Source organism: Candidatus Margulisiibacteriota bacterium (assembly GCA_003242895.1).
Taxonomy (GTDB): domain Bacteria; phylum Margulisbacteria; class Riflemargulisbacteria; order GWF2-39-127; family GWF2-39-127; genus GWF2-39-127.
The window spans coordinates 1-21,655 of sequence record QKMY01000069.1 but is presented as its reverse complement, the minus strand read 5'-3'; the positions used below and the strand labels follow the sequence as shown (position 1 = coordinate 21,655).

General features: G+C 40.1%; 18 protein-coding genes. 13 read left to right on the top strand and 5 right to left on the bottom strand.

The window, feature by feature from the left end; genetic code table 11:
* Positions 1-98: 98 nt before the first annotated feature.
* From DKM50_13330 to aroA, 7 genes are all read left to right on the top strand, one after another.
* Positions 99-4,151 (top strand): hypothetical protein, encoded by a 4,053-nt coding sequence (locus DKM50_13330; protein ID PZM77323.1) that lies wholly within the window; start codon positions 99-101, stop codon positions 4,149-4,151.
* A gap of 73 nt (positions 4,152-4,224) precedes the next feature.
* Entirely contained in the window at positions 4,225-5,559 is a 1,335-nt protein-coding gene (locus DKM50_13325; protein PZM77322.1) for a hypothetical protein, read from the top strand.
* 138 nt (positions 5,560-5,697) lie between these two features.
* Positions 5,698-6,417 (top strand): recombinase RecA, encoded by a 720-nt coding sequence (locus DKM50_13320; protein ID PZM77321.1) that lies wholly within the window; start codon positions 5,698-5,700, stop codon positions 6,415-6,417.
* An 85-nt stretch (positions 6,418-6,502) separates the two neighbouring features.
* Positions 6,503-7,645 carry a hypothetical protein gene (locus tag DKM50_13315; GenBank protein ID PZM77320.1) on the top strand — a complete coding sequence of 381 codons (1,143 nt, stop codon included), beginning with the start codon at positions 6,503-6,505 and terminating at the stop codon, positions 7,643-7,645.
* Between the two features lie 110 nt (positions 7,646-7,755).
* On the top strand, positions 7,756-8,625 hold the full coding sequence (locus tag DKM50_13310) for a hypothetical protein (protein PZM77319.1): 870 nt from the start codon (positions 7,756-7,758) through the stop codon (positions 8,623-8,625).
* Positions 8,625-9,266: an ATP phosphoribosyltransferase gene (locus tag DKM50_13305; GenBank protein PZM77318.1), complete on the top strand. Its 642-nt coding sequence runs from the start codon at positions 8,625-8,627 to the stop codon at positions 9,264-9,266. The genes DKM50_13310 and DKM50_13305 overlap by 1 nt, the downstream gene beginning before the upstream one ends.
* Positions 9,263-10,597, top strand: a complete 1,335-nt coding sequence (aroA, locus tag DKM50_13300) for a 3-phosphoshikimate 1-carboxyvinyltransferase (protein ID PZM77317.1) — start codon at positions 9,263-9,265, stop codon at positions 10,595-10,597. Before DKM50_13305 ends, aroA begins: the two co-directional genes overlap by 4 nt.
* Before the next feature lie 56 nt (positions 10,598-10,653).
* On the opposite strand, the gene DKM50_13295 is transcribed toward aroA, so the two are convergent.
* Positions 10,654-11,265 carry a hypothetical protein gene (locus DKM50_13295; protein PZM77316.1) on the bottom strand — a complete coding sequence of 204 codons (612 nt, stop codon included), beginning with the start codon at positions 11,263-11,265 and terminating at the stop codon, positions 10,654-10,656.
* Between the two features lie 391 nt (positions 11,266-11,656).
* Here DKM50_13295 and hisD point away from each other — a divergent pair, with 391 nt between their 5' ends.
* Complete coding sequence (gene hisD, locus DKM50_13290) at positions 11,657-12,949, top strand: histidinol dehydrogenase (protein ID PZM77315.1); 1,293 nt, start codon at positions 11,657-11,659, stop codon at positions 12,947-12,949.
* Here the strand turns inward: hisD and DKM50_13285 are convergent.
* Together DKM50_13285 and DKM50_13280 are read right to left on the bottom strand one after the other, a co-directional pair.
* Positions 12,944-13,456 (bottom strand): hypothetical protein, encoded by a 513-nt coding sequence (locus tag DKM50_13285; GenBank protein PZM77324.1) that lies wholly within the window; start codon positions 13,454-13,456, stop codon positions 12,944-12,946. The two genes, hisD and DKM50_13285, sit on opposite strands and share 6 nt — an antisense overlap.
* Positions 13,386-14,780 (bottom strand): hypothetical protein, encoded by a 1,395-nt coding sequence (locus DKM50_13280; GenBank protein ID PZM77314.1) that lies wholly within the window; start codon positions 14,778-14,780, stop codon positions 13,386-13,388. The genes DKM50_13285 and DKM50_13280 overlap by 71 nt, the downstream gene beginning before the upstream one ends.
* Before the next feature lie 312 nt (positions 14,781-15,092).
* On the opposite strand from DKM50_13280, the gene DKM50_13275 reads away from it, so the two are divergent.
* Together DKM50_13275 and DKM50_13270 are read left to right on the top strand one after the other, a co-directional pair.
* Positions 15,093-15,272 (top strand): hypothetical protein, encoded by a 180-nt coding sequence (locus DKM50_13275; protein PZM77313.1) that lies wholly within the window; start codon positions 15,093-15,095, stop codon positions 15,270-15,272.
* 252 nt (positions 15,273-15,524) lie between these two features.
* Positions 15,525-16,055 (top strand): hypothetical protein, encoded by a 531-nt coding sequence (locus DKM50_13270; protein ID PZM77312.1) that lies wholly within the window; start codon positions 15,525-15,527, stop codon positions 16,053-16,055.
* Here the strand turns inward: DKM50_13270 and aroF are convergent.
* On the bottom strand, positions 16,052-17,080 hold the full coding sequence (gene aroF / locus DKM50_13265; GenBank protein ID PZM77311.1) for a 3-deoxy-7-phosphoheptulonate synthase: 1,029 nt from the start codon (positions 17,078-17,080) through the stop codon (positions 16,052-16,054). The genes DKM50_13270 and aroF overlap by 4 nt on opposite strands.
* 282 nt (positions 17,081-17,362) lie before the next feature.
* Here aroF and DKM50_13260 point away from each other — a divergent pair, with 282 nt between their 5' ends.
* The 3 genes from DKM50_13260 (at position 17,363) to DKM50_13250 (ending at position 20,428) form a co-directional block, all read left to right on the top strand.
* Positions 17,363-18,283, top strand: coding sequence for a hypothetical protein (locus DKM50_13260; protein PZM77310.1), 921 nt, complete (start codon positions 17,363-17,365; stop codon positions 18,281-18,283).
* A 39-nt stretch (positions 18,284-18,322) separates the two neighbouring features.
* Complete coding sequence (tilS, locus tag DKM50_13255; protein PZM77309.1) at positions 18,323-19,756, top strand: tRNA lysidine(34) synthetase TilS; 1,434 nt, start codon at positions 18,323-18,325, stop codon at positions 19,754-19,756.
* 102 nt (positions 19,757-19,858) lie between these two features.
* Complete coding sequence (locus DKM50_13250; protein ID PZM77308.1) at positions 19,859-20,428, top strand: hypothetical protein; 570 nt, start codon at positions 19,859-19,861, stop codon at positions 20,426-20,428.
* Positions 20,429-20,442: 14 nt separating this feature from the next.
* Here the strand turns inward: DKM50_13250 and DKM50_13245 are convergent, their stop codons facing one another.
* Positions 20,443-20,985, bottom strand: a complete 543-nt coding sequence (locus tag DKM50_13245) for a hypothetical protein (GenBank protein PZM77307.1) — start codon at positions 20,983-20,985, stop codon at positions 20,443-20,445.
* Positions 20,986-21,655: the final 670 nt, after the last annotated feature.

The window sequence follows — 21,655 nt, the reverse complement described above, 5'->3', positions numbered from 1 at the left end:
CAGAAGTACATTAATTCTTGTTGAACCGCCGTATACGGAACCGTACGTACGGTGGTGTGAGAGGTCGGTAGGTGAATTAATCACCTACCTCCTACTCGATGTCGGACATAATTTATAGTAGGATTAATTATATGCTAAAAAAATTACTATTGTTAATTATATTATTTTTCAGCTTTTCTTCTATTTCATTCGCGGTGATAAAGAATGATACTGCACTTGCTTCTTCCAATGTAATCTTGATTGGGGAGCGGCTTGGAGATACATTGGGGTATAACGTAAGAATCATTGGGGATATTAATGGCGACGGTGTCGCAGATATGGTAGTTGGTTCGCCGATGTACAATAATAGTGGAGCGGCTTCAGCAGGAAAGATTTATATTGTTCCGGGAGATCAAAGCTGGAATACTGCCACGTCAATCAATGCCTTAATATTAGGATGTGCGATTGCAAGTTATTATGGTGAAACTGCTGGAGATAGGCTCGGGAGCGAGATTAGTCCGGCCGGGGATGTAAACGGTGACGGATATTCCGATTTTTTTGTTGCTGCAGAAGAGAATGGTTCTTCAGGAGTGAGAGCAGGGAAAGTGTATTTGATTTTTGGAAAGCCTGGCGGGTGGAGTCAGGATCAATCAATTGCCAGCGCAGATGTGGAGTTTTTGGGAGAGAGAGCTGGAGACATCGCGGGAAGGTCTGTTGCCGGACTTGGAGATTTTAATGGTGACGGTCTAGCAGATTTTGCTGTAGGGGCAACGAAAGCCGGGTCAGGGGGAAAAGTCTATGTTTTCTTTGGTAAAACGGGTGTTTGGCAGCACAGCTATTCGCTAAGCGAATTCCCTCTTTCGTTTGTGAGCGAACAGAGTAATACCTGGTTTGGCAACTCGGTTGCAGGTGTCGGTGATGTTAATGGGGATAATTTCGATGATTTACTTGTATCTGAGTATCTTTATCCACTTGGTGCAGGCAATTTTTCCGAAACTGGAAAAGTATCATTGATTTTTGGGAAGGCATCTGGCTGGACCGCGAATATGCCGGTATCTGAGAATGTTGCGGCTTCCTATATCGGTGAGGCCAAAAATAACCATCTCGGAAAAGTTATTGCCCCGTGCGGAGATATTAATGGGGATGGCTTCAACGACATGATTATGGCTGCCCCGGATTATAATAGTTTTCAAGGCAAAGTTTATCTTGTGCTAGGAAAATCCAGTGGCTGGGAGAGAAATAAGCCGATTTCTCAAATAGCTAATGCATCGTGGGTCGGGGAATCCGGGGGAGATAGTGCTGGAACGGCACTGTCAGGCGTGGGAGATTTGAATGGAGATGGAACAAGCGAAATACTCATCGGAGCTCCACGGTATACTTCTAACATTATGAATGGGAAAGTATACATTATCATGGGGAACAAAGCATTTAATCTAAGAAATAATATCCATTTGTCTGAAGCTGACGGATCTTTTCTTGGAGATCAGACTATGGATGAAGGCGGTTTCTCAATTTCCGGCGGAGGGGACGTTGATGGGGACGGGTTTGATGATTTACTTGTCGGGGCTATTAGGGCCGGTGCGAATCACGAGGGCGGGGTATATGCAAACTTTCTGTATACGAATGAACCTCCGAAGTTCGTTGACTCTGTGGCTGCTTATGTTAGCGACAACTACTCAAGTCCTATAATCACCTCGATAAATGTGAACGATACGGTATACATAAAGATGGTTGGCGTTGACGGAGATCCCTGGGTAACTAATAATGCTACTGTTAAAGTTTTTTCAGGATCGGACCCGAATGGTATCTATCTGGAACTTTTTGAGCCAAGCCAGGATTCCGGTGTCTACTTCGGCATGCTGCGAACTTCATCGAGAAGCAGTTCCTTACAAGGGAGACGAATTCATGTAAGCGGTGGTGATGTGATAACAGTTATATCATTAGTTCCATCGACGAATACAACCTATCCATCGATAAACGTCTCTTTTTTGAATTCTCCGCCTGTCGTGACTACCGTATCAGCTTTTCAAGCCGGTTCACATGTACAAGTTAACTATGTGATTAAAGACACTAACGAAGACGATGTCTGTTTTAACAGTCATCCAAGTCAGGTTCAGTATACTCTTGCTCCTGGCGGACCGTGGAATGACGCTCAGATGACGGGGAAGGTAGATTATGTCTATACCGATGCAGTCAGTGTCACTCATGATGAGATCTTTGAGCCGCTTTATTGGGAGCCCGGGCAAGTAAGTGCTCAGTACTATATACGAATTAAACCAAAGGATATGATTGAATTTGCCGAGAAGTATATTACAAGTGATCCGGTGTCGATCGATACCATACCTCCATCAGCTCCAGCGTTTTTGTTGCCATCTTTGGTTTCGTGCAACATCATTACAATAAATGCCCTTTTATCATCAGATGCCAGTTCAATAAATTACGTTTTTTTAGGCCTATCGATTACCTCTCTGGATTTTGTTTCGGGAACCACGTTGACTGCAACATTGAATTTGCAAGAAGGTATCAACATAATCTCGATTGCTGCATTAGATGACAAATCAAATCGGTCAGTTACTACTTCTGCAACGATTCTGCTTGATACCGTGCCTCCCCTTACTCCAACTCCTGCATTTAACTCGGTCAGCACCTCTTTGAACTGGGTTGTCGTTACCGGAAGCTGTGCATTCGATGATCATAATGTAGGGTTTTATACTGAATCGAGTATGAATGTACAGTTTGCCTGCTATCCAACAAGTAACTTGTGGATTGCAACGATGAATGCTATAGCCACAGGATTAAGTGCTATTTCCTTTTTTACGACGGATGTGGCTGGGAATAGGAGCGCAACTGCAACAGTGTCTATCTTTGTTGATAATATTCCGCCAGCTGCCGCAGTGTTGTCCGCGATTGCTACTCTGAACGCTTCAACGATTTTGCTTGCCGGAAATGCCAATGAACCGGACCTTCTTGTTGAGGTCTACGTGCAGGATCAACTGATAGCCACGACGCAGACAACGGTATCTTGCAATTTTAGTTTTAGCCTTTTGCCGGTGTCTCCTACCAGAAATCAGGTTTGTGTAATTTTGGAAGATAAAGCCGGTAACCGAAGTAGTACGTCAAATATTTTAAATCTTATTTTTGAAGAGAGAAGCTTAGCCTACGTTGCCGGTGCGATAACCGTTACCGTGGATGTTCCGATTAGTGCGTTGCCGGTTGAAGATTCGCTGGTCGTTTCTATGGTTTCTTCCTCTGTGTTGTTTTCACTCTATAACAAGCCACCCGGAGGGCAAGACTATGTCATTGGAATGGATATTTATCTGCAAAACAATCAACAGCTTGTTGCGCTCAATAAACCTATAACCGTTTCTATTGAGCTCAATGAACATATAAATACTCCGCATATGCACTTGTTATTCCGGGAATACAATTCCTGGCATGATAGCTATTATCAAATTATCTCAACTTCCAATTCGCAAATGGTATTTTTATTGACGAAACTCGGACGGTTCTCCATGGTGCAAACAGCCCTGGATACTGTTTCACCTAATATCGGGACCATGTACGTTAATGATATCTTGCTGGTAGATGATGATTATTCCGGTGATTTGCCAAAACTAACGGTTGTAGTTACTGATAATCGTGCACTCCAGTCATACACAATAGCAATCAAAAGTCGTGCCGATGATTCTACGAAGACCGCTACGTCTAATATATTTTTGTCTACAGTTACCTTGAATCTAATTGTGTATGCCCCTAGTAGTCCTTTGCCTGATGGACGCTATTATTTTGAACTCGATGTGAAAGATTCTGCGGGTAATTCTGCGCTCAAACGGAGTAAAAACTTTGTCGTAAAGGATAATGAGTTCGTTATGAACATTCTTTCTGCTCCGAATCCATGGGATCCGACTAAGGGTGATTTGGTATTCGGGTATAACATTTCTCGCCGGGCTGAATTGAAGCTGGTTATTTTTGATTTGGCCGGTAATATTGTGAAAGAGTGGAGTTACGGCCTTGGTGATCCACATGCTGAGGTCGGTTACCATGAGATTACCTGGGATGGATATAAAGCGCAGGATAAATACTTGAAAAACGGATTGTATCTGGGATATTTTATCGCAGAATCAGATAAAATAGTTAGAAAGCAAAAATTAAAAATTGCTATAATTAGATAATGGTTCCGTACAATGAACGAGCTGCAATTGCAATTGTAGCTGCTAGGAAAAATATTTTTTTGAAAGCTTACCTATGAAAAAGTTTTTTTCGCTTTTATGCTTAATTGTTTTGAGTGCAATGAGTCAGGCATATTCTGATGATATAGCACTATTTACCAACACTATTGGTGCGCATCCTGCTGCTCTTGGTGGTGCTTATACGGCGGAATATGCAAGTATTTATTCGCAGTTTTATAATCCGGCCTCCTCTGCTTTTGCTCCGAGGACAATGATCGGATCTACCTTGTTTACAATATATGAGGTAGATGTTAAAGAATTTTCGATAGTTTATCCAGCGCCGTGGGGTGTTCTTAGTGCCGCGATAGTTTATGGTGGGTTGGGGGGCATTCCTTATACAGAATTGCAAGATAATCGTCCTGCTATCACCGGAAAAAACTTTACTTATGGCGCAACCAAGGTTCTTCTAGGGTGGTCAAATATCGCTTCGAAATTTTCCACTTCGATACCCGATGGCGATAACTTGTCAGTAGGCATTCAGCTTGAGTACTTATCGGAAACGCTTGAAAAAGCAAACGGAAATGCCTTGCTTTGCAACCTTGGCGGCTTCTATGTAGTTAATGATAATTTGTTTGCCGGAGTAAGTCTGCGCAATCTTTTGGGGGCGCAAGAAAAATGGGGCAGCGGTGCTTCAGCCGTTGAAATGTTAGATTCATCTTTGCGTTTTGGTATAAAATATATTATAATTTCTGAATGTGCAGAGCTTAATGTTGATTATGCATTAATAGCGAAGGGGAGCCTTAGCGCCGGGATTTCTTATGCCTTAGTTCCCGGACTATTTATCATGGCCGGTATGAATGAAGGCAAATTAAACGGAGGTGTTCGGCTTGCCTGGAATGGCGCTTATTTTGATTATTCATATTCTGCAGCAAAACATGAACTGTTATCCAGTACCAGCAGATTTTCTTTGGGGTTCGAGTTCGGACGGTCTCCGTTGTTAAAGGAAAAAGAGAATCAGTTGTCGGAGGATACTATAATAAGCATGATAAGGACGTACGATACTATATCGGCGGCTGACAGGAAAATTGAACTCATTGATAAAGTGGCAAGAACGAAACATCCGAGAGTTAAATCATTTCTTCTGAGCCTTGTTAAAGATGAAAATATGCAGGTGCGAAAATCAATTATAACGGGTCTTGTGCTCTCATTCCCAACTGAGGCGGAAGTGACGTTGGTAGACTGTTTGTTTGATCAGGAAAAAGATCTGAAAATAATGGCGGCTTTTTATCTTGGAGAAGTCGGAAAAAGTAGCTCTTTGAAGGTATTGCATCAACTTTTGCCATTCGAGGGCGACATTGATGTTATGAAAGCTATAAATGATGCTATTTCAAAGCTGGAAGCTAAAATGTAAATTGATTTTTTGCTTTTGGTCTAGTAATATGATTTATATAGGTTAATAAGAAAATTTGGTCTGTAAACGTAGGGTGTTGGCACTTTTTTCTGTGACTTTTTTTGATTGTTTATCCTGAATATTGAGGAGTAAGTTTTAATGGAGAAAATCTCTACTGGTATTATTAAATTGGATGAACTGCTTGGTGGCGGTTATCCAAAAGGAAAGTCAATTCTTATCGCTGGAGAACCTGGAACGGGGAAGACGCTGCTTTCTCTTCAATATCTTATTGACGGCGCTAAACGAGGCGAAAAAGGTATCTATGTCTCAATTGATGAGAAACCTGAACATGTTATTCATGATGCTCAGGAAATGGGCTGGGACCTTAAGAAGTATCTCGATGACGGGACTATTCTCGTTATTGATATATCGAGTTATTTTGCTAAAGTGAGAATGGCGCATGATGACATGTTTGACTATCTTAAGATTATAGACGATTTGTCAGAACATGTTACAAAAATGCAAGCTAAAAGGCTTGTTCTTGATCCGATTGCTCCTATGATATTTACCGAGAGCAGTTTTCCGTTGATGTCTGAATATATCCGTAAACTTATTTTTACTATGGATGGCAATCCTCACTGTACAACTCTTATGACCTCACATATTCCTGTGGGCACTAATCAACTTGGGCGGTATGGAATAGAAGAGTTCTTATCGACCGGAGTAATTGTTCTTAAGTTATTGCGTGCGGTCGAAAGCCGAAATCAATATATTCGTTCGATATTTGTTAGGAAAATGAGAGGTATTCGCGTTGAACTCGTTGAATATTCGTATGAAATAGTGACCGAGCGAGGCTTAGTTATTCGCCAGCCTGTTTAATGATATTTCCGATAGCTATAACAGAACAAATTTTTCACTGATATCAAATTTAAGACCGGTAAAATTAAAACTTAAGAGGAATAAAATGGGTAAAGCAAAAATTTTAATAGCTGATGATGAACCTAATATATTAATGCTTATGGGGATTATGCTCGAAGATGCCGGATATGAGATTGTTCGAGCTCAGAATGGTGCTCAAGCTTATGAGAAGGCAATAGATGAAAAGCCTGACCTCGTTATAACTGACGTTATAATGCCGGAAAAAGATGGCTTTGAAGTATGTAGAAATATTCGTTCCCATAAAGATATAGGAAATACCCCAATTATTATTTTATCTGCAATGGGGGATGAGTATAATAAACTAACCGGATTTGAGGGCGGTGCCGATGATTATGTTACCAAACCCTTTAATACTGAAGAATTAAAAGCACGAATTCAGGCATTACTTATTCGCTACAAAGGTCGTTCATTTAATCATGACACTAAATATATTTCCCGGAATGAGAATGAAAATAGCTGTAGTTCTTCGGAAGTTTTTTTTGTCGACCTCATTCCATCAGGAATTCCACAGCTGGATGCTGCTCTTCGCGGAGGAATTCCCCGTGGTTCGAACATTCTGGTTATGGGGCCTATAGGAATCGGAAAATCAACTCTTTGCAGGAGTTTTATTAGTGCAGGTATTAAAGCTCAAGAGAAATGTATGTTTGTCACCATTGATGATGCCCCCGATCTTATTCGAAGAAAAATTTCCGAAATTCTGGGCAGGAATATTTCGTTTTATGAAAAAGAAGATATTATTCGTTTTGTTGATGCTTATTCCTGGTCAATCGGCGCAATTGTCGAGAATGAAAAATTTGCGGTTAACGGAATACTCGAACTTAATCAGCTTTCCGGGGTTATTTCTGATGCGGGAATGGACCTGGGGCAGACTATTCAGCAGAAACAAGGCGGTAGACGGATTATCGATTCTATCTCCAGCTTGCTGGTTAATTTTGAATTGTCGACGGTTCAACGGTTTCTTTCTCAAATTGCCCGTACTTCTATTGCTTTCGGTAGTGTTACTACTTTTTTTGTTTTGGAAGAAGGTACAGTCTCTGACCAGGTTTTGAACAACATCAAGTACATTATGGATGGGGTCATAGAGATAACCGAATTTGATAATAAAAGGAAGTTGCGTGTCGCTAATATGAAATGGATTAAATACAACAAAAGTTGGATTGATCTATAGCGCTAGCTGTATTAAGAAATATAAAATTGAAAAAAGTATTTGGGAATGATACTATGTTAGCTGGTTGAAAAAAATTATCATTACCAATTCTAAAAATTAAGGAGATTCGTATGAAAACACAAACACCAAAAGGTGTTCGTGATCTGCTGCCTGATGACGTCGATTCCAGAGGAGACGTGGTTAGTACACTAAGGAACATATTTAAAGCTAATGGATATCGTCGGATTATTACTCCGACATTTGAACTTAATAGCGTTTTGAAGCTCGGTATGGCATCCAGATTGCAAAAAATGTCTATTACATTTCCTGACCATAATGGCAATTTAATGGTATTACGTCCTGATATGACAACGCCTATTGCTCGAGTTGTTGGAACGAGGATGGGTCAACAGCCTAAGCCGATTAAACTTTTTTATTCAGCGAATGTTTATAGGCAACAAAAGCCGGAGGCCGGAAGAGAGCTGGAGTTTTATCAAGCAGGCGTGGAGCTGTTTGGGCAAAATGGTGTTGATGTTGATGCACAGATTATAGCTCTGGCCGTTGAATGTTTGAAAGCAGTAGGACTTAAGAATTTTCTTATAGATATAGGGCATATGGGACTCATTAATAACCTGCCGCCTAGCAAACTTGAGGCTTTTGAGAAGCAGGATTATGTTACGCTTGGAGATATCCCTTTGAGAGGTACTCATGAAGTAATTGAAAAGTTTCCATATTTTTGTGAATTATATGAAGAATTAAAGAAGCTGGGTGTGGAAGAGGAACATATTTGTTTTAACTTGGGGTTAGTAAAGGAAATCGGATATTACACCGGCGTTGTTTTTGATATTATTGATAAGGGTGTCGGTTATTTTATCGGGAGCGGTGGACGTTATGATAGTCTGGTTGGCTGTTATGGGGACGATTGCCCTGCAATTGGGTTTGCCTTCGGAGTAGAACGTTTGCTGCTTTCTTTGGAAGTAGAAAGAGAGAATAGATCCTAATGATAACAATTGCGATACCTAAAGGAAGTTTGTTTAAGCCGAGTGTTCAGGTCCTTGAGAAGATTGGTGTTAATTTTCAAAAAGATGATGCCAGTCGCAAATTGACTTATTTTGATAAGGATGGAAAATATAAATTTATCATTGTTAGGCCGATGGATGTCCCTGTTTATGTCGAGCATGGGGCTGCTGACTTAGGTATTGTCGGTAAAGATGTTTTAAATGAATCGGCTTGCAGCATAGCTGAATTGGTTGACCTGAAGTTCGGATACTGTAAGCTGGCAATTGCTGCCTTGAGAGATCAAAATTTTAAAGAAAAAGGACTGCTTCCGAATTTGCGGGTAGCCACTAAGTTCATGCATTGTGCTGATAAGTATTTTCGCACTATTGATCTTAAAGTTGAGATTATCAAGCTTTACGGATCTATTGAACTGGCTCCTATCGTAGGGTTGTCTGACGTGATTGTGGACCTTGTGGCTACTGGTCAGACACTTCATGAAAATGGTCTCGAAATTATAGAAACTATTTTTGAGTCAACTGCAAGGTTTATCTCAAATAAAGTGAGTTTTAAAACTCATTATCCGCAAATTATTAAAATGGCTCAAGGCTTAAAAGAAGCTGTTGAGCAAGAGATTTATCAATGAATTTTTCTAATACCCCGCGATTGCCGATAACGGTCCATCCAGTGAGAAACATAAATGCGGACCTCGATATTCCTGGAGATAAATCTATTTCTCATCGAAGTGTCATTTTGGGTAGCCTGGCACAAGGTGAAACGAGGATTATTAATTTTTTAGAATCCGAAGATTGCCTGAATACTATTGAGTGCTTTAAAAAGATGGGCATTTCTATAAATTCCAGTAAGGATAAAAAAGAACTTACTATAATCGGGAAAGGTCTGTATGGGTTGTCGGCTCCAAGGGAGACTCTTTATGTCGGAAATTCAGGGACTGCTATTCGCTTGATGCTAGGAATCCTGGCTGCCCAGAAATTCGATTCGGTTATCACAGGAGACGCTTCTATTTGTACACGTCCAATGGGGAGGGTTATTAAGCCGCTTCAGCTCATGGGCGCAAATATCCTTGCTCTGAATGAAGATAAGTCGTTATTAGCTCCTTTGAAAGTTCTCGGTAATCAAAAAGTTAAGGGAATAACTTATGAAATGCCAATGGCTAGTGCTCAGGTGAAATCTGCAATCATGCTTGCCGGTCTTTATACCCCGGAAAAGACTGTGATTGTTGAGCCGGGACCTGCACGGGACCATTCAGAACGCATGCTGCGTCAATTCGGCGTAGATGTTAATGTTAGTCACAATGTCATAGAGCTTACAGGTGGCAGGGAGTTATCTTCTCAGGATATTAAGGTCCCTTCTGACATTTCTTCCGCTGCTTTTTTTATTGTCGCAGCCTTAATTGTGCCCGGATCGAAAATTGTTTTACCTCGAATTGGCATTAATCCGACCCGAACAGGGATTTTAGATGTCTTGCAAGAAATGGGTGCAAAAATCACCCTGCATAATATTGATAGGAGCTCTTGTGAACCTGTTGCCGATATCGAGGTGGTTTCCAGTCAACTGAAGGGAATTAACATCGAAGGTTCAGTTATTCCGAGAATAATTGATGAGATTCCGATAATTGCTGTAGCAGCGGCTGTGGCAGAAGGAAAAACGGTGATTTCCGGTGCAGAAGAATTGCGCTATAAGGAATCCGATAGGATTGCGACTATATGCAAAGAACTCACAAAGTTTGGGACCCATATTGTTGAAAAAGAAGATGGGCTTATTATCGAAGGGGCGCGGGATGATTTGAAAGGCGCTGTTTGTAAGAGTCACGGAGATCACAGGATTGCTATGTCATGTGCGATTTTAGCTCTGGTGAGTAAAGGTAATTCTTGCATCGAAGATGTAGATTGTATTAATACCTCTTTTCCTAGATTCTTTCCTCTGTTTGAGCGTTTGTTGGAATTTAATTATTGAGTTGTGATGTTAGGTGTTAGCGCTAACACTAACACCTAACACTTAACACTTAACACTTATAACTGGTCCCTTACGAACAATAATTTAATTGCTCCTTTGTATTGCTGTTCAGTTGCGTTTGTGAAATCACCCTTTACTTTAATAGTGATAACCTGGGATATGCTGTTCTTAAAAGGCGCATTCCATGATTTCAGTGTAATGCAGGAGGCATGTTGTAGTTCCTGATACGGATATTCAGCAACTGATTCAAGCTCAAGAGGGATGACGCTATCTGCGTTTTGTTGTCCTATTAGTCCATCGCCCGCTAGCATTTTGGCTTTAGCCCTTACTCTTAACAGATCAGGATCATCGAGGTCCGCGTAAGCAATATTCAGTGTTATGTATCCTTCAGCCTCAATTTTCCCATGGCTGGTAACATTGAACTGTATATTGCTGACCGCAGAAAACGTCATTGATCCTGGTACGCTCGGCTCAATTGTTACCGATTGGTTTGTATTTAGCATGCCTGGCTTTCCTATTGAAATCATTATTATATTGCTTGCTATCTCGTGTGCTGTTGTTTGTCCCATAAGCGACTGCACCTCAGTTTCCGATCTGGTTATTTTGCCACAACCTATAAGAGACATTGCGATAATGCTTGTTATTGCCAAGGCTAGTATTTTCTTCATATTGCATCCCCCCGCTTTCATTGAATTATTGTTGATGCATATATTACACTAAAAAAGGAGAAATTCAATATTAGTTAATTAAAGATAATAATATAAAAATATAATGAAAACCATTGTGAGTGGCTCGAAATGGCTATTTGCCCTTGTCACCTGTTGGAGAATTTCTGCTGCGTTTACGGCAGCACCCTTTTGAGCCGGAAAAATAAGTTATCCCGGGCGGAGTATCTACTCCGAGTTTTTTCGGTAGATTATGGAAGTTAAAAGAAATAAGCTATATTGCTCTATTGTCTAAAATAATTAATATGATTATTATTAGTACCATAATAATGGCAAATACAATAATTAATCGATAGAATATCTTAGATGAACTTTGAATGAACGAGGTAAGCGAATGATTAGAATAATTGAAGATAATATTATTGCGGAAGTTAATAAACTTATTGATAGGGCCTCGCTTACCTTTGATAGGAAAGAAGAGCCGATTGTGAAGGATATTCTTGCAAATGTTGCTGCGCATGGCGATAAGGCGCTTATAGAGTATACTAACCGGTTCGATAAGACCAATTTTGCACATCCTGCCAATTTGACGATATCGAGAGAAGAGATTGAACAGGCAGTCAGCACGGTTGAACCTGAGGTATTCGCAGCTTTGACTCGTGCAATAAAAAATATTGAGGACCATCATAAGCAGCAGAAGCATGAGTCCTGGACGTATGAACCGGAGCCAGGCGCTTCTACCGGAATACGATATACCCCCTTGGCTTCTGTCGGAGTTTATGTTCCGGGAGGGACGGCTGCATATCCTTCCACAGTACTTATGAACGTTATCCCTGCAAAAGTCGCCGGAGTTGAAGAGATAGTGATGGTCACCCCTCCTTCAAGTTCGGGAGAGATAAATAAATATATACTGGCTGCGGCTTACCTTTTAGGGGTTTCAAAAATATTTAAGATCGGGGGGGCGCAAGCAGTAGCAGCCTTGGCTTTTGGTACTGAAACAGTTCCCCGAGTTGATAAAATTGTTGGTCCTGGTAATATTTGGGTCACACTTGCAAAGAAACAAGTTTATGGTACCGTTGCCATAGATAAACTTGCCGGGCCAAGTGATATCACAGTTCTTGCGGATAGTAACGCTCCTGCTCCTTATGTAGCTGCGGATCTTCTGAGTCAGGCCGAACATGACGTTCTGGCATCTTCAATTGCTATCGTTTTATCAAAGGAACAAGCACAAAAAATCCAGCAGGAAGTCATAGCCCAGACCAGTAAGCTACCTAGAAAGACTATTGTCGAGGCATCCTTGAAAAACTATGGAGCGATTATCGTTGTTAAATCGGTTGAGGAGATGATTGTTATCGCGAATACTATAGCTCCGGAACATTTGGAGATAATGTTTCGTGATCCCAATGAAATCCTGCCGCATATTAAAAATGCCGGAGCTATTTTTTGTGGATATTATACTCCTGAGCCTCTTGGTGATTATTATGCCGGCTCCAATCATGTTTTGCCAACCGGAGGGACTTCGCGTTTTGAATCGCCACTAGGGGTTGATGATTTCGTAAAAAAAACCAGTATCATTCAGTATTCCAGAGAAAAAGCATTGGCAACTATCGGGGATATCGAATTACTGGCAAGACTGGAAGGGTTTGATGCCCATGCCTACTCTATGTCAGTTCGCAGGCAGTTATAATTGGAGGACTCGTGTTATTGTATTGCAAAGATCGTCTATGTCGAATGGTTTTACCAGGAAGCCTGCGATCCCTATCTGTTTCCCTTGGATAACATGTTCCTTGGTTGCAAGGGCTGTGATAACGATAATCGGAATATGCTTTGATCGAGTATGGTTTTTTAATGTTTCTGCTGCCTTGAATCCATCAAGTCCTGGCATGGACAGGTCCATTAATATGAGGTCGGGTAATTCTTTGATCCCTTTTTCGATGGCTTCATAACCATTTGCCGCTTCAATAATTGCAAAGTTTTCTTTATTTAATATTGCCGAGAGACAATTTCTCACAAAAACACTGTCATCAGCGATAAGTACCTTTTTGAGGTATTCGTCTGGAGATGGCTCACTATCTTGAACATTAATTTCGGGAGAAATATTTTCCATATATATCCTACTGTTATTATTTGAACATAGATTCATTAAATATAGAAGCTGTAAAACAAAAGATTTGTGCGCCTTTTTCCCAGGCATCGTATGGAAGGCCAGCTTTGCAGCATGTTTGTCGCAGAAATTCTTCGCGGTCCCAATTCCATTCTGTTGCTACCTGAGGCAATAGTAATCCAGAATATCCGCCTTGTTTAACAATAAGCCCATGTTTTCCTACCTCTATTTCTTTATGGTCAGTGATTTCTTCTATGGGAGAAAGAACCGAGATTTCGATGTCGATTTCAAGCTCTTCGTGGGTTTCTATCGGGGGAAACCGGTTATCTTGAAAAGCCGCTGAAATAGCCATCTCTTTTATTGTATGCTCCAAGGATTTGATCGGCTGGATATAGCCGATACAGCCTCGCAAACGCCCTTTTTTGTGGAGGCTGACAAAGGCGCCTCGTTTTTGCTTGAGAATAGCCGCAGGGGATGGCGGCAGCTCGTCTTGAGGGATGCGGAGCTGTCCTCTGATAGTATTCCTGGCAAGCTTTAATAAGTATTTTTTTTCATCTGAACTAAGCTCGCTTTTTGATACAGGGTTTTTGCTGATGGCTAACGCGCCATATCCAACAACGGAATTGTGATCTCCGGTTACGTCTCCGGAATTTTCATACTTTAGTATCGTAACATTCGTGTATCCAAGATTTTCTAACGCAAAAATGGTGACAATCGCAGGAATAAATCCGCACATTTCTATTTTTTTTGCATTGTAGTCTTCAACGAGTTCCATGATGTCCAGGTGGACAATATGGTCTATTGCCTTGTGATCCATTTCCAGTGCTTTGTTATAATGATGAAAATGAGAGAAATCTGTGCTGGCTATCAGTATTGTTTTTTCATTGTTTTTTATTATGCTAGCTAAAATATTCGCGGTTTCGGTTATTTCTTCATACGAGATATTTCCAATGATAATCGGAATGATTTTTGCCTTTGGCGCGACGATTTGAATGAAAGGCAGTTGAACTTCAAGACTATGTTCTTGGCTGTGAGCCGATTGGTTGTAATTAAATGTTTTTGATTGAGCGGCTATTTTTTCCCTAATGTCGGCATTTATTTCTACAGTTCCGAGCGGTGTTTGATAGTAATTCATTGTATCTATAGAGATCCCATTAAAATATGCGTAATGGCTGGGGCCTATTATTATTATATTCTCCGGGTTTAGCTGTTCAACAATTTTATAGACATATGCCGCTGTTTGCCCAGAGTAGGTAAATCCGGCATGCGGTGCTATGAACCCTAAATAGGGGTGGTCAGTTTCTTTTTCAGGCGGTACCATATCAAGAAATGACTTAAGTTGATTTGTTAAGTGCAGGGGGTCATCTGTATAAAAACTTCCCGCTACATTAGGCTTTCTCGTTTTAGATTTCATATTACACCTACAGTTCTAATAAGTTAAAGTAATAATACCTCAAATGAAAAAACAATGCCAATTTTATTGCGCTCATTTTAGTTGTTCCGTGTTCATTAGCATATTGTAATTTGGCTTTCTATAAATACCATTGATTTAGTTATTAATGGAGGAGTTATAACTCGCGATCAAGAATTTTGCAAATTATCAAATTATGTGATATATCTAAGATTATAGTTATTAATTATACCATAAAAAAACACTGAAATTTAAATTTTGACGGGACGATAATTCTATAGATTAATAAATAGGATTGGATTTGAGGTTATTACGATGAATATCGAAAATGAATGGGAACATTCAATAAATCACGAAGAAACTGAAACTAATACAGTGGCTAATTTGCTGAATCTATCTAAGAAGGATATCGAGAATATCATTGTCTCGGAATTCGGTGAAGATTTTAAAGAATCAAAAGGCTTTGATAATCTTCTCAATACCCTCATCAATTAAAAGAGATATTGCGCACATGTTAAAATGACGGCGTTAACTACAGATAATTTATTTCAAATTTCATTTATATAATAATTCCATATTTATTTAATCAAAAAACAACACAAATAATTTAACTGGTACCCTTGTTTTTTCTTGCAGGTTAATTGGCTCATTGCGGAAGAAATAATAACAAGAATATGGAAATAATACTGGTCGTCACGTATACTTAACTTAGTAACAATCCTGAAAGTTATTTTTTTATTAATTAATATGACCAAAATTATTTATATTTTATTTCTCTTATTACTGTGTCCTTCATGTGTGTTTGCGCAGCAATTAACTGATAATGATGTAAAAAACATCGTTAAACAAAAAACCATTGAACACGTTGTTTATGAACGTTATCTGAAGTCTGCAAGTGGACCTGTTAGTGTTTTTGGCTATCATTTTGACTCATATTTAGATGCCAGTTTTTATTCTTCTCTCGCAATCTTCGGTGCTATTGACGGCGACCGGGGCGGCTACGGTATCGCAGCAATTGGTGTCGGATTTGCTCGCAATCTTGCCCCAAACCTAGTTTTTGATTGTAAGCTGTTGCTTGGTTCCGGCGGTGGGGGTGGGGTTCCAGCGGGCGGTGGATTCGCAATAGAACCACAGGCGGGATTAAGCTACGAATTCATTCGAAATGTATATTTGGAGACTAAATTCGGTGTGCTTTATTTCCCTTCCGGGAAATATTATACCCCGATAGTTAATTTTGGTTTTTCATATCGATATTATCAACTAAAGCTTCCCTATTAGTTTTCAATGAAACAAAGCTTTTTCCCCTTTGCTGCTGCCAATGGCCTGATTTTTTCTACCAAGGATGAAAATTTTTCTGGTTTTAGTGATTGTGGGCCATCTGAGGCGGCGGTTTCCGGTGTATGATGAACTTCGATAATTAATCCGTCAGCCCCGCAAGCAATTGCAGCAAGCGAGAGGTCTTCGACATAATACCAATGGCCGGCTGCATGGCTGGGATCAATCACAACAGGAAGGTGACTAAGTTTTTTTAGGACGGGAATTGCGCTGATATCCAAAGTGTTGCGAGTTTCGGTTTCAAATGTTCTTATTCCTCGTTCGCAAAGAATGACATTATAGTTTCCTTCACTCATGATATATTCTGCTGACATCAATAACTCTTTAATCGTTGCTGCCATTCCTCTTTTTAAAAGGATTGGTTTTCGTGATTTCCCGACTTCCTTAAGGAGCATATAGTTTTGCATATTTCGCGCACCGATTTGCAGAATATCAGAATACTCCGCTACTTTTTCTACGGTTGCCGGAGAAATAACTTCGGTTACTATTTTAAGTCCGGTTTCTTTGCGTGCTTTCGCAAGCAATCGAAGACCTTCTTCTTCCAACCCTTGAAAGCTATAGGGTGATGTTCGTGGTTTATAGGCACCGCCTCTTAAGATCGCAGCTCCTGAGCTTTTTACTTCTCTGGCGATATGCAGGATTTGTTCTTCGGACTCTACTGAGCATGGACCTGCCATAAGGACAATCTCGTCTCCTCCGATGTGCAACCCATCAACGTTAATTACAGTGTTTTCCGGCTTTGTTTCCCGACTTGCAAGTTTGTATGGCTGCATGATCGGCAAGACCTGTTCAACCCCTTCGAGCGACTCAAGGGCTGTTAATCTCGATTTGTCTCCTATACCGACTGCGCCAACAACAGTACGTGCCACTCCTACAATAAGATGGGATTCGTAGCCCATGTGTGCAATATTTTCGATGACCTGATCTATCTGTTTTTGTGTTGTTCCATGTTTCATTACAATAATCATGAATTAATTCCTTTCTGATTTACATTACAGGCACATACATTTCATAAACTATTATTTTATTTAATAGGAAAATTATTGAGGATGTACGCGCCTTGAATTAATGAACAGCAAACTTTTTTATTTATTGTACATTAACTGATCGCAAAAAACTATCAATGAATAACTCGATTTGCAAAAACTTGATTCTATCAAAGCTTCTATTTGCCGTAGATACTTTTTGTTTTGCCATAATCGCTATATTTTATTAAAATAATGAAGTAAGATTTATGGTGGTAATTGTTATTGAGAATACTTGAAAAAATGTATAAATCATCGAAGGAGTGTCCCATGAAACATGAAATATCATTTTATTCCGAAGGTATGCTTGTCGCCGCTGACCTTTACATGCCGGAAAATATTAAAGAAGGAGCCGTGCTTCCGGCTATAGTGCTCTGTCATGGATTTGCCGGGATCAAAGAAATTCTACTTCCTGATTATGCAGAATTGTTTTGCAGCAAAGGATATATCGCATTGGTCTTTGATTACCGGGGTTTTGGCAAGAGTGAAGGCGAGCGAGGCCGATTGGTTCCTATTGAGCAGATCTCCGATGTGCGAAATGCGATTACCTATATCGGATCGCTTCCGGAAGTTGATTCAGGTAAGATTGGCCTTTGGGGCTCTTCTTTCGGAGGTGCCAACGTCATCAGCGCAGCTGCAATTGATGTTCGAGTAAAATGCATTGTCGCTCAGTTGACCTTTGGAGATGGGGAAAGGGTTATAACCGGCAACATGAACGCAGACGAAAGAGCAAAGCTGATGGGAATGCTGCTAAAAGCCCAAGAAAGACAGGTCTTGAAAAATAAGCCGCTGTTGTTAAGCCCTGATCAGATTCTTACCGATAATGACTCAAAGAACTTCTACAATAACGCTTTAGAACAATATCCAGAACTAAAAACGAAACTACCAATAACTATATTGCAAAATATTATTGAATATAAACCGGAAGATTACATAGCGCGGTCCAATGTTCCCGTACTCCTCATCGCCGCGGAATACGATACTGCCTGCCCGTGCAAAGAATCGACATATTTATATGAAAAAGCTATTGCGCCAAAGCAACTGTTCATCATGGAAAGAACTCGGCATTATGATGTCTATGCAGGCGAAAATTTTATTGTATCTTCGGGCAAGGCACTTGAATGGTTTGAACAATACCTGAAATAGGCCGAGTGTTAAAGTTCCTGAGATTTAGCCGACATATTCATGTATAATAATTCAATAGACATGCTGGAACAAAAATTTGTAAATCTCATAAAGGCTTATTTGCCTCAAATAAAAGATAAAAAATTGCTGATTGCGGTGTCTGGCGGCGCTGATTCCGTATGCTTGCTTGATATCTTTGTCCAGGTGAGAGAGCAGTACCATTTAGACCTTTTTGTTGCGCATTTTAATCATATGCTGAGAGGGGAAGACTCCGACCGGGATGCTGTTTTTGTGAAGGAGTTATGTGAAAAATACAATATTCCGGTTTTTATAGCTACTTTTGATGTCGCGGCTTTTGCAAAAGAAAACAAGTACTCGCTAGAAGAAGCCGCTCGTATAAAAAGGTACAATTTTTTTTCGGAGGTAGCAGAATATACGTCTGTCCGGACGATTGTCAGTGGACATCACGCTGATGATCAGGTAGAAACAGTACTGCAGCGGTTTCTTGGCGGTGCGAGTGTTGACGCTCTGGCTGGAATGGACCTTCTGCGACCGCTTTTTTGCAATCCTGAACTCCTTGTGTTCCGGCCTTTCCTTTCCAGTTGGCGCTGGGAAATTATGGATTATCTCGCTAAAAATAATCTCCAGTTCCGTTTTGATGAAAGCAATCTGAATTATAAATACTCGCGTAATAAAATCCGCAACGAGCTTATTCCGATGCTTACGAAAAACTACAATCCGGCGATTAAGGATTCGATAACGAATATTTTGACCATGATCAAGGAAGATGCTGATTTTTTTAGAAAAGAAATTGACCGGTATCAGCCAGAAATAAAAACCGGACCGGACTATCTGGCTATTGATGTAACGACGTTATCTTCACACCCGGCATTACGAAAACGATTACTGCTGAAATTATTTAGAGAATCGTCCCTTCCGCCAGAGACACTTTCCTTCCAAACATTGTGTAAGCTCGATGAATTGTTGTCCAAGAATAAAGCGTCTTTTTTGATTAATCTAAAAAATGATTTTCTCCTTAAGAAAAGTCAGAACTGGCTATCAGTGGAACCAGTCAATGCCGATGATCACTTCTTTTCCGTTCCAGCCCCTGGTCTAGGAATAGTCACTCTGCCTGAAATTAATAAGCAGATATCCCTGGAGCTGGTGTCCCAGGATGATTATAAGCCGGCAGGAAATAATCCAGTATTTCTTGATGCGGATAAGGTGGTGTTCCCGCTTACGATACGTTCTCGAAAGAGTGGCGATACCTTTTATCCTTTAGGCAGTCAAACATCAAAAAAAATCAAAAACTACTTCATTGATAAAAAAGTTGATCGTTTTGCGCGCTGGCAAGTTCCCTTGTTTATTGATAACCGGGGCAATATTCTGTTTGTCGGCAACTACCACATTGATGACCGGTATAAAGTGACTGCCGTAACTAAAAAAATTCTCAAAATTTATATCCGGGATTTAATGTGTTATACTGAAAAATAGTGTTCCCGGTGAATTAACTAAGTTATATGTCGCTTATTGTTAACTAACCTATTACTACGATTAAAATATAATTTGGGGGATCATTATAAGGAGGCTACTGCAGTGACTATCAATCCAGTGTATTCTAATTCGGTGGATATTACGAAAACCGATTCAGAAGTTATCATAAATTTTAAAATGAAAGAAAAAGATCAGGAAAATCTCATATCAAAAATTGTTTTGAATGTTAATACCGCCTCCGCACTTTTTAACGAATTGCAACAAAGCTTTGGTGTCTCTGGTCAAAGTAGTCATACGATAACTGCCGCACTGAGAAAAGCCAAAGTTCTGGTAGTTGAAGATAATGCTAACTATCGTACTGAAATAGTTGCCTATCTTAACCGAAACAACTTTGATGTCTATGAAACTTCCAATGGCGATAATGCTGTAAAAATGATCGATAAGATTAATCCGGATGTTATTCTGATGGACCATATTATGCCAGTGCTTAATGGTCTTGATGCGGCAAAAGTGATCAAACTGGACCCTGAACACCAGCATACCAAAATTTATTTGCTGATCGGCTATGGTAAAGTAACTGATTTTTCGGATATTATGGGAAATGTTATTTACAAACTGCTTCCGAAACCAATAAACTTGGAAGAGTTGAAAAAAGAGATAGAATCAGTGTGATTGCAAAAGGTTTTCTATTCATCGCTGCTGAATAGTGCCCATTGGTTAAAATTAATCGTGAATCCTACGCTTGGACTTGAAATATTTCCATTGATAAAGTGCATATAGCCTAGCTCCAGGAACATGTTAACTTGAGATGACAGCTCTATTCCCAGTCCCATCGTTGGTTGAATAATCATTCCGCCCCCTTGAGGCGCGCTCCCGCCACCACCTGCTCCAAAAAATATTCTCAGATCATAGAGGAGATTGGGCGCAAATGAGGATTGGTGCCCAAGCATTATCCCGCCTTCGATATATCCGGACCTTTTCCCTCCGATAGCGCCATAACCAGCTTCGCCCCAATACCAGGAAGGAGCAATCCATTTCCGGTCTTTCGCCCCATAAAGAACTATTTTTTCGGCGCTGGAAATCTGATAGGTTTCAGCACAAAACGTAAGTGTGCGAAATGATTTCCAGAGGACAGAATCATTTGCTGTTATTTCGTTCGCGATAACATCAGTATTGCTCAGGATAAAAGAATAGAGTAATAAGGAGGAAAATAATAACTTGCTGTTCACGGTATCCCCAGGGAATATGCTGCTAATTTTTAAGAAGTCTTGAAAACTGTCTTCATCTCAGGATTCAGCTGATAACCAGTACCTATTTTATTAAATATCTTTATGCCGGGAATGTCAAATTTTGTCTGATCGGGGTAATTCCAGCGTCGGTGCGAAAATGGCTAAACAGTCCATTCAGACAGGATAGGTCGGCATCGTTTTGTTTTATTCTCTCTGTGCATTCGTGATGGATGATCTCGAATATATTTCAGCCCATTTATATTCAATTTAAATGAGTTCAATCCTGTATTTGTCCTTAGACCATAGAGAATCATTAATATTGGTTCCGGTCAATTTTTAAAATAGGAACTTATGAGTTGAAGATTAATGTCCCACCATATCCCGATATCCATAAGGATCATACGTCGCTTGTGACATATCAGCAGCGGCGGCGTCAAGTCCATTCCAGTGTTGTACTGGATATATTGTTAGTTTGAGTTCCGGTATGTATATTTTTGTCAGCTTATTTCCAATTTCAATTGTTTCATGGGTAAAATCTTTGAAAGCCGTTATTATCTCATTTATATCTGCATCCCCAACTCCTAAATAGAAAATTCACACAAAGATATAGGAATGTATAGGACAGATTTTTGCCAAAAAATTTACCAAACCCTGGATGGTGTTGATTTTT

Coding starts and splice junctions, on each gene's coding strand:
- DKM50_13330 (PZM77323.1), top strand. CDS start 99: ATGTCGGACATAATTTATAGTAGGATTAATTATATGCTAAAAAAATTA.
- DKM50_13325 (PZM77322.1), top strand. CDS start 4,225: ATGAAAAAGTTTTTTTCGCTTTTATGCTTAATTGTTTTGAGTGCAATG.
- DKM50_13320 (PZM77321.1), top strand. CDS start 5,698: ATGGAGAAAATCTCTACTGGTATTATTAAATTGGATGAACTGCTTGGT.
- DKM50_13315 (PZM77320.1), top strand. CDS start 6,503: ATGGGTAAAGCAAAAATTTTAATAGCTGATGATGAACCTAATATATTA.
- DKM50_13310 (PZM77319.1), top strand. CDS start 7,756: ATGAAAACACAAACACCAAAAGGTGTTCGTGATCTGCTGCCTGATGAC.
- DKM50_13305 (PZM77318.1), top strand. CDS start 8,625: ATGATAACAATTGCGATACCTAAAGGAAGTTTGTTTAAGCCGAGTGTT.
- aroA (PZM77317.1), top strand. CDS start 9,263: ATGAATTTTTCTAATACCCCGCGATTGCCGATAACGGTCCATCCAGTG.
- DKM50_13295 (PZM77316.1), bottom strand. CDS start 11,265: ATGAAGAAAATACTAGCCTTGGCAATAACAAGCATTATCGCAATGTCT.
- hisD (PZM77315.1), top strand. CDS start 11,657: ATGATTAGAATAATTGAAGATAATATTATTGCGGAAGTTAATAAACTT.
- DKM50_13285 (PZM77324.1), bottom strand. CDS start 13,456: ATGCCTGGGAAAAAGGCGCACAAATCTTTTGTTTTACAGCTTCTATAT.
- DKM50_13280 (PZM77314.1), bottom strand. CDS start 14,780: ATGAAATCTAAAACGAGAAAGCCTAATGTAGCGGGAAGTTTTTATACA.
- DKM50_13275 (PZM77313.1), top strand. CDS start 15,093: ATGAATATCGAAAATGAATGGGAACATTCAATAAATCACGAAGAAACT.
- DKM50_13270 (PZM77312.1), top strand. CDS start 15,525: ATGACCAAAATTATTTATATTTTATTTCTCTTATTACTGTGTCCTTCA.
- aroF (PZM77311.1), bottom strand. CDS start 17,080: ATGATTATTGTAATGAAACATGGAACAACACAAAAACAGATAGATCAG.
- tilS (PZM77309.1), top strand. CDS start 18,323: ATGTATAATAATTCAATAGACATGCTGGAACAAAAATTTGTAAATCTC.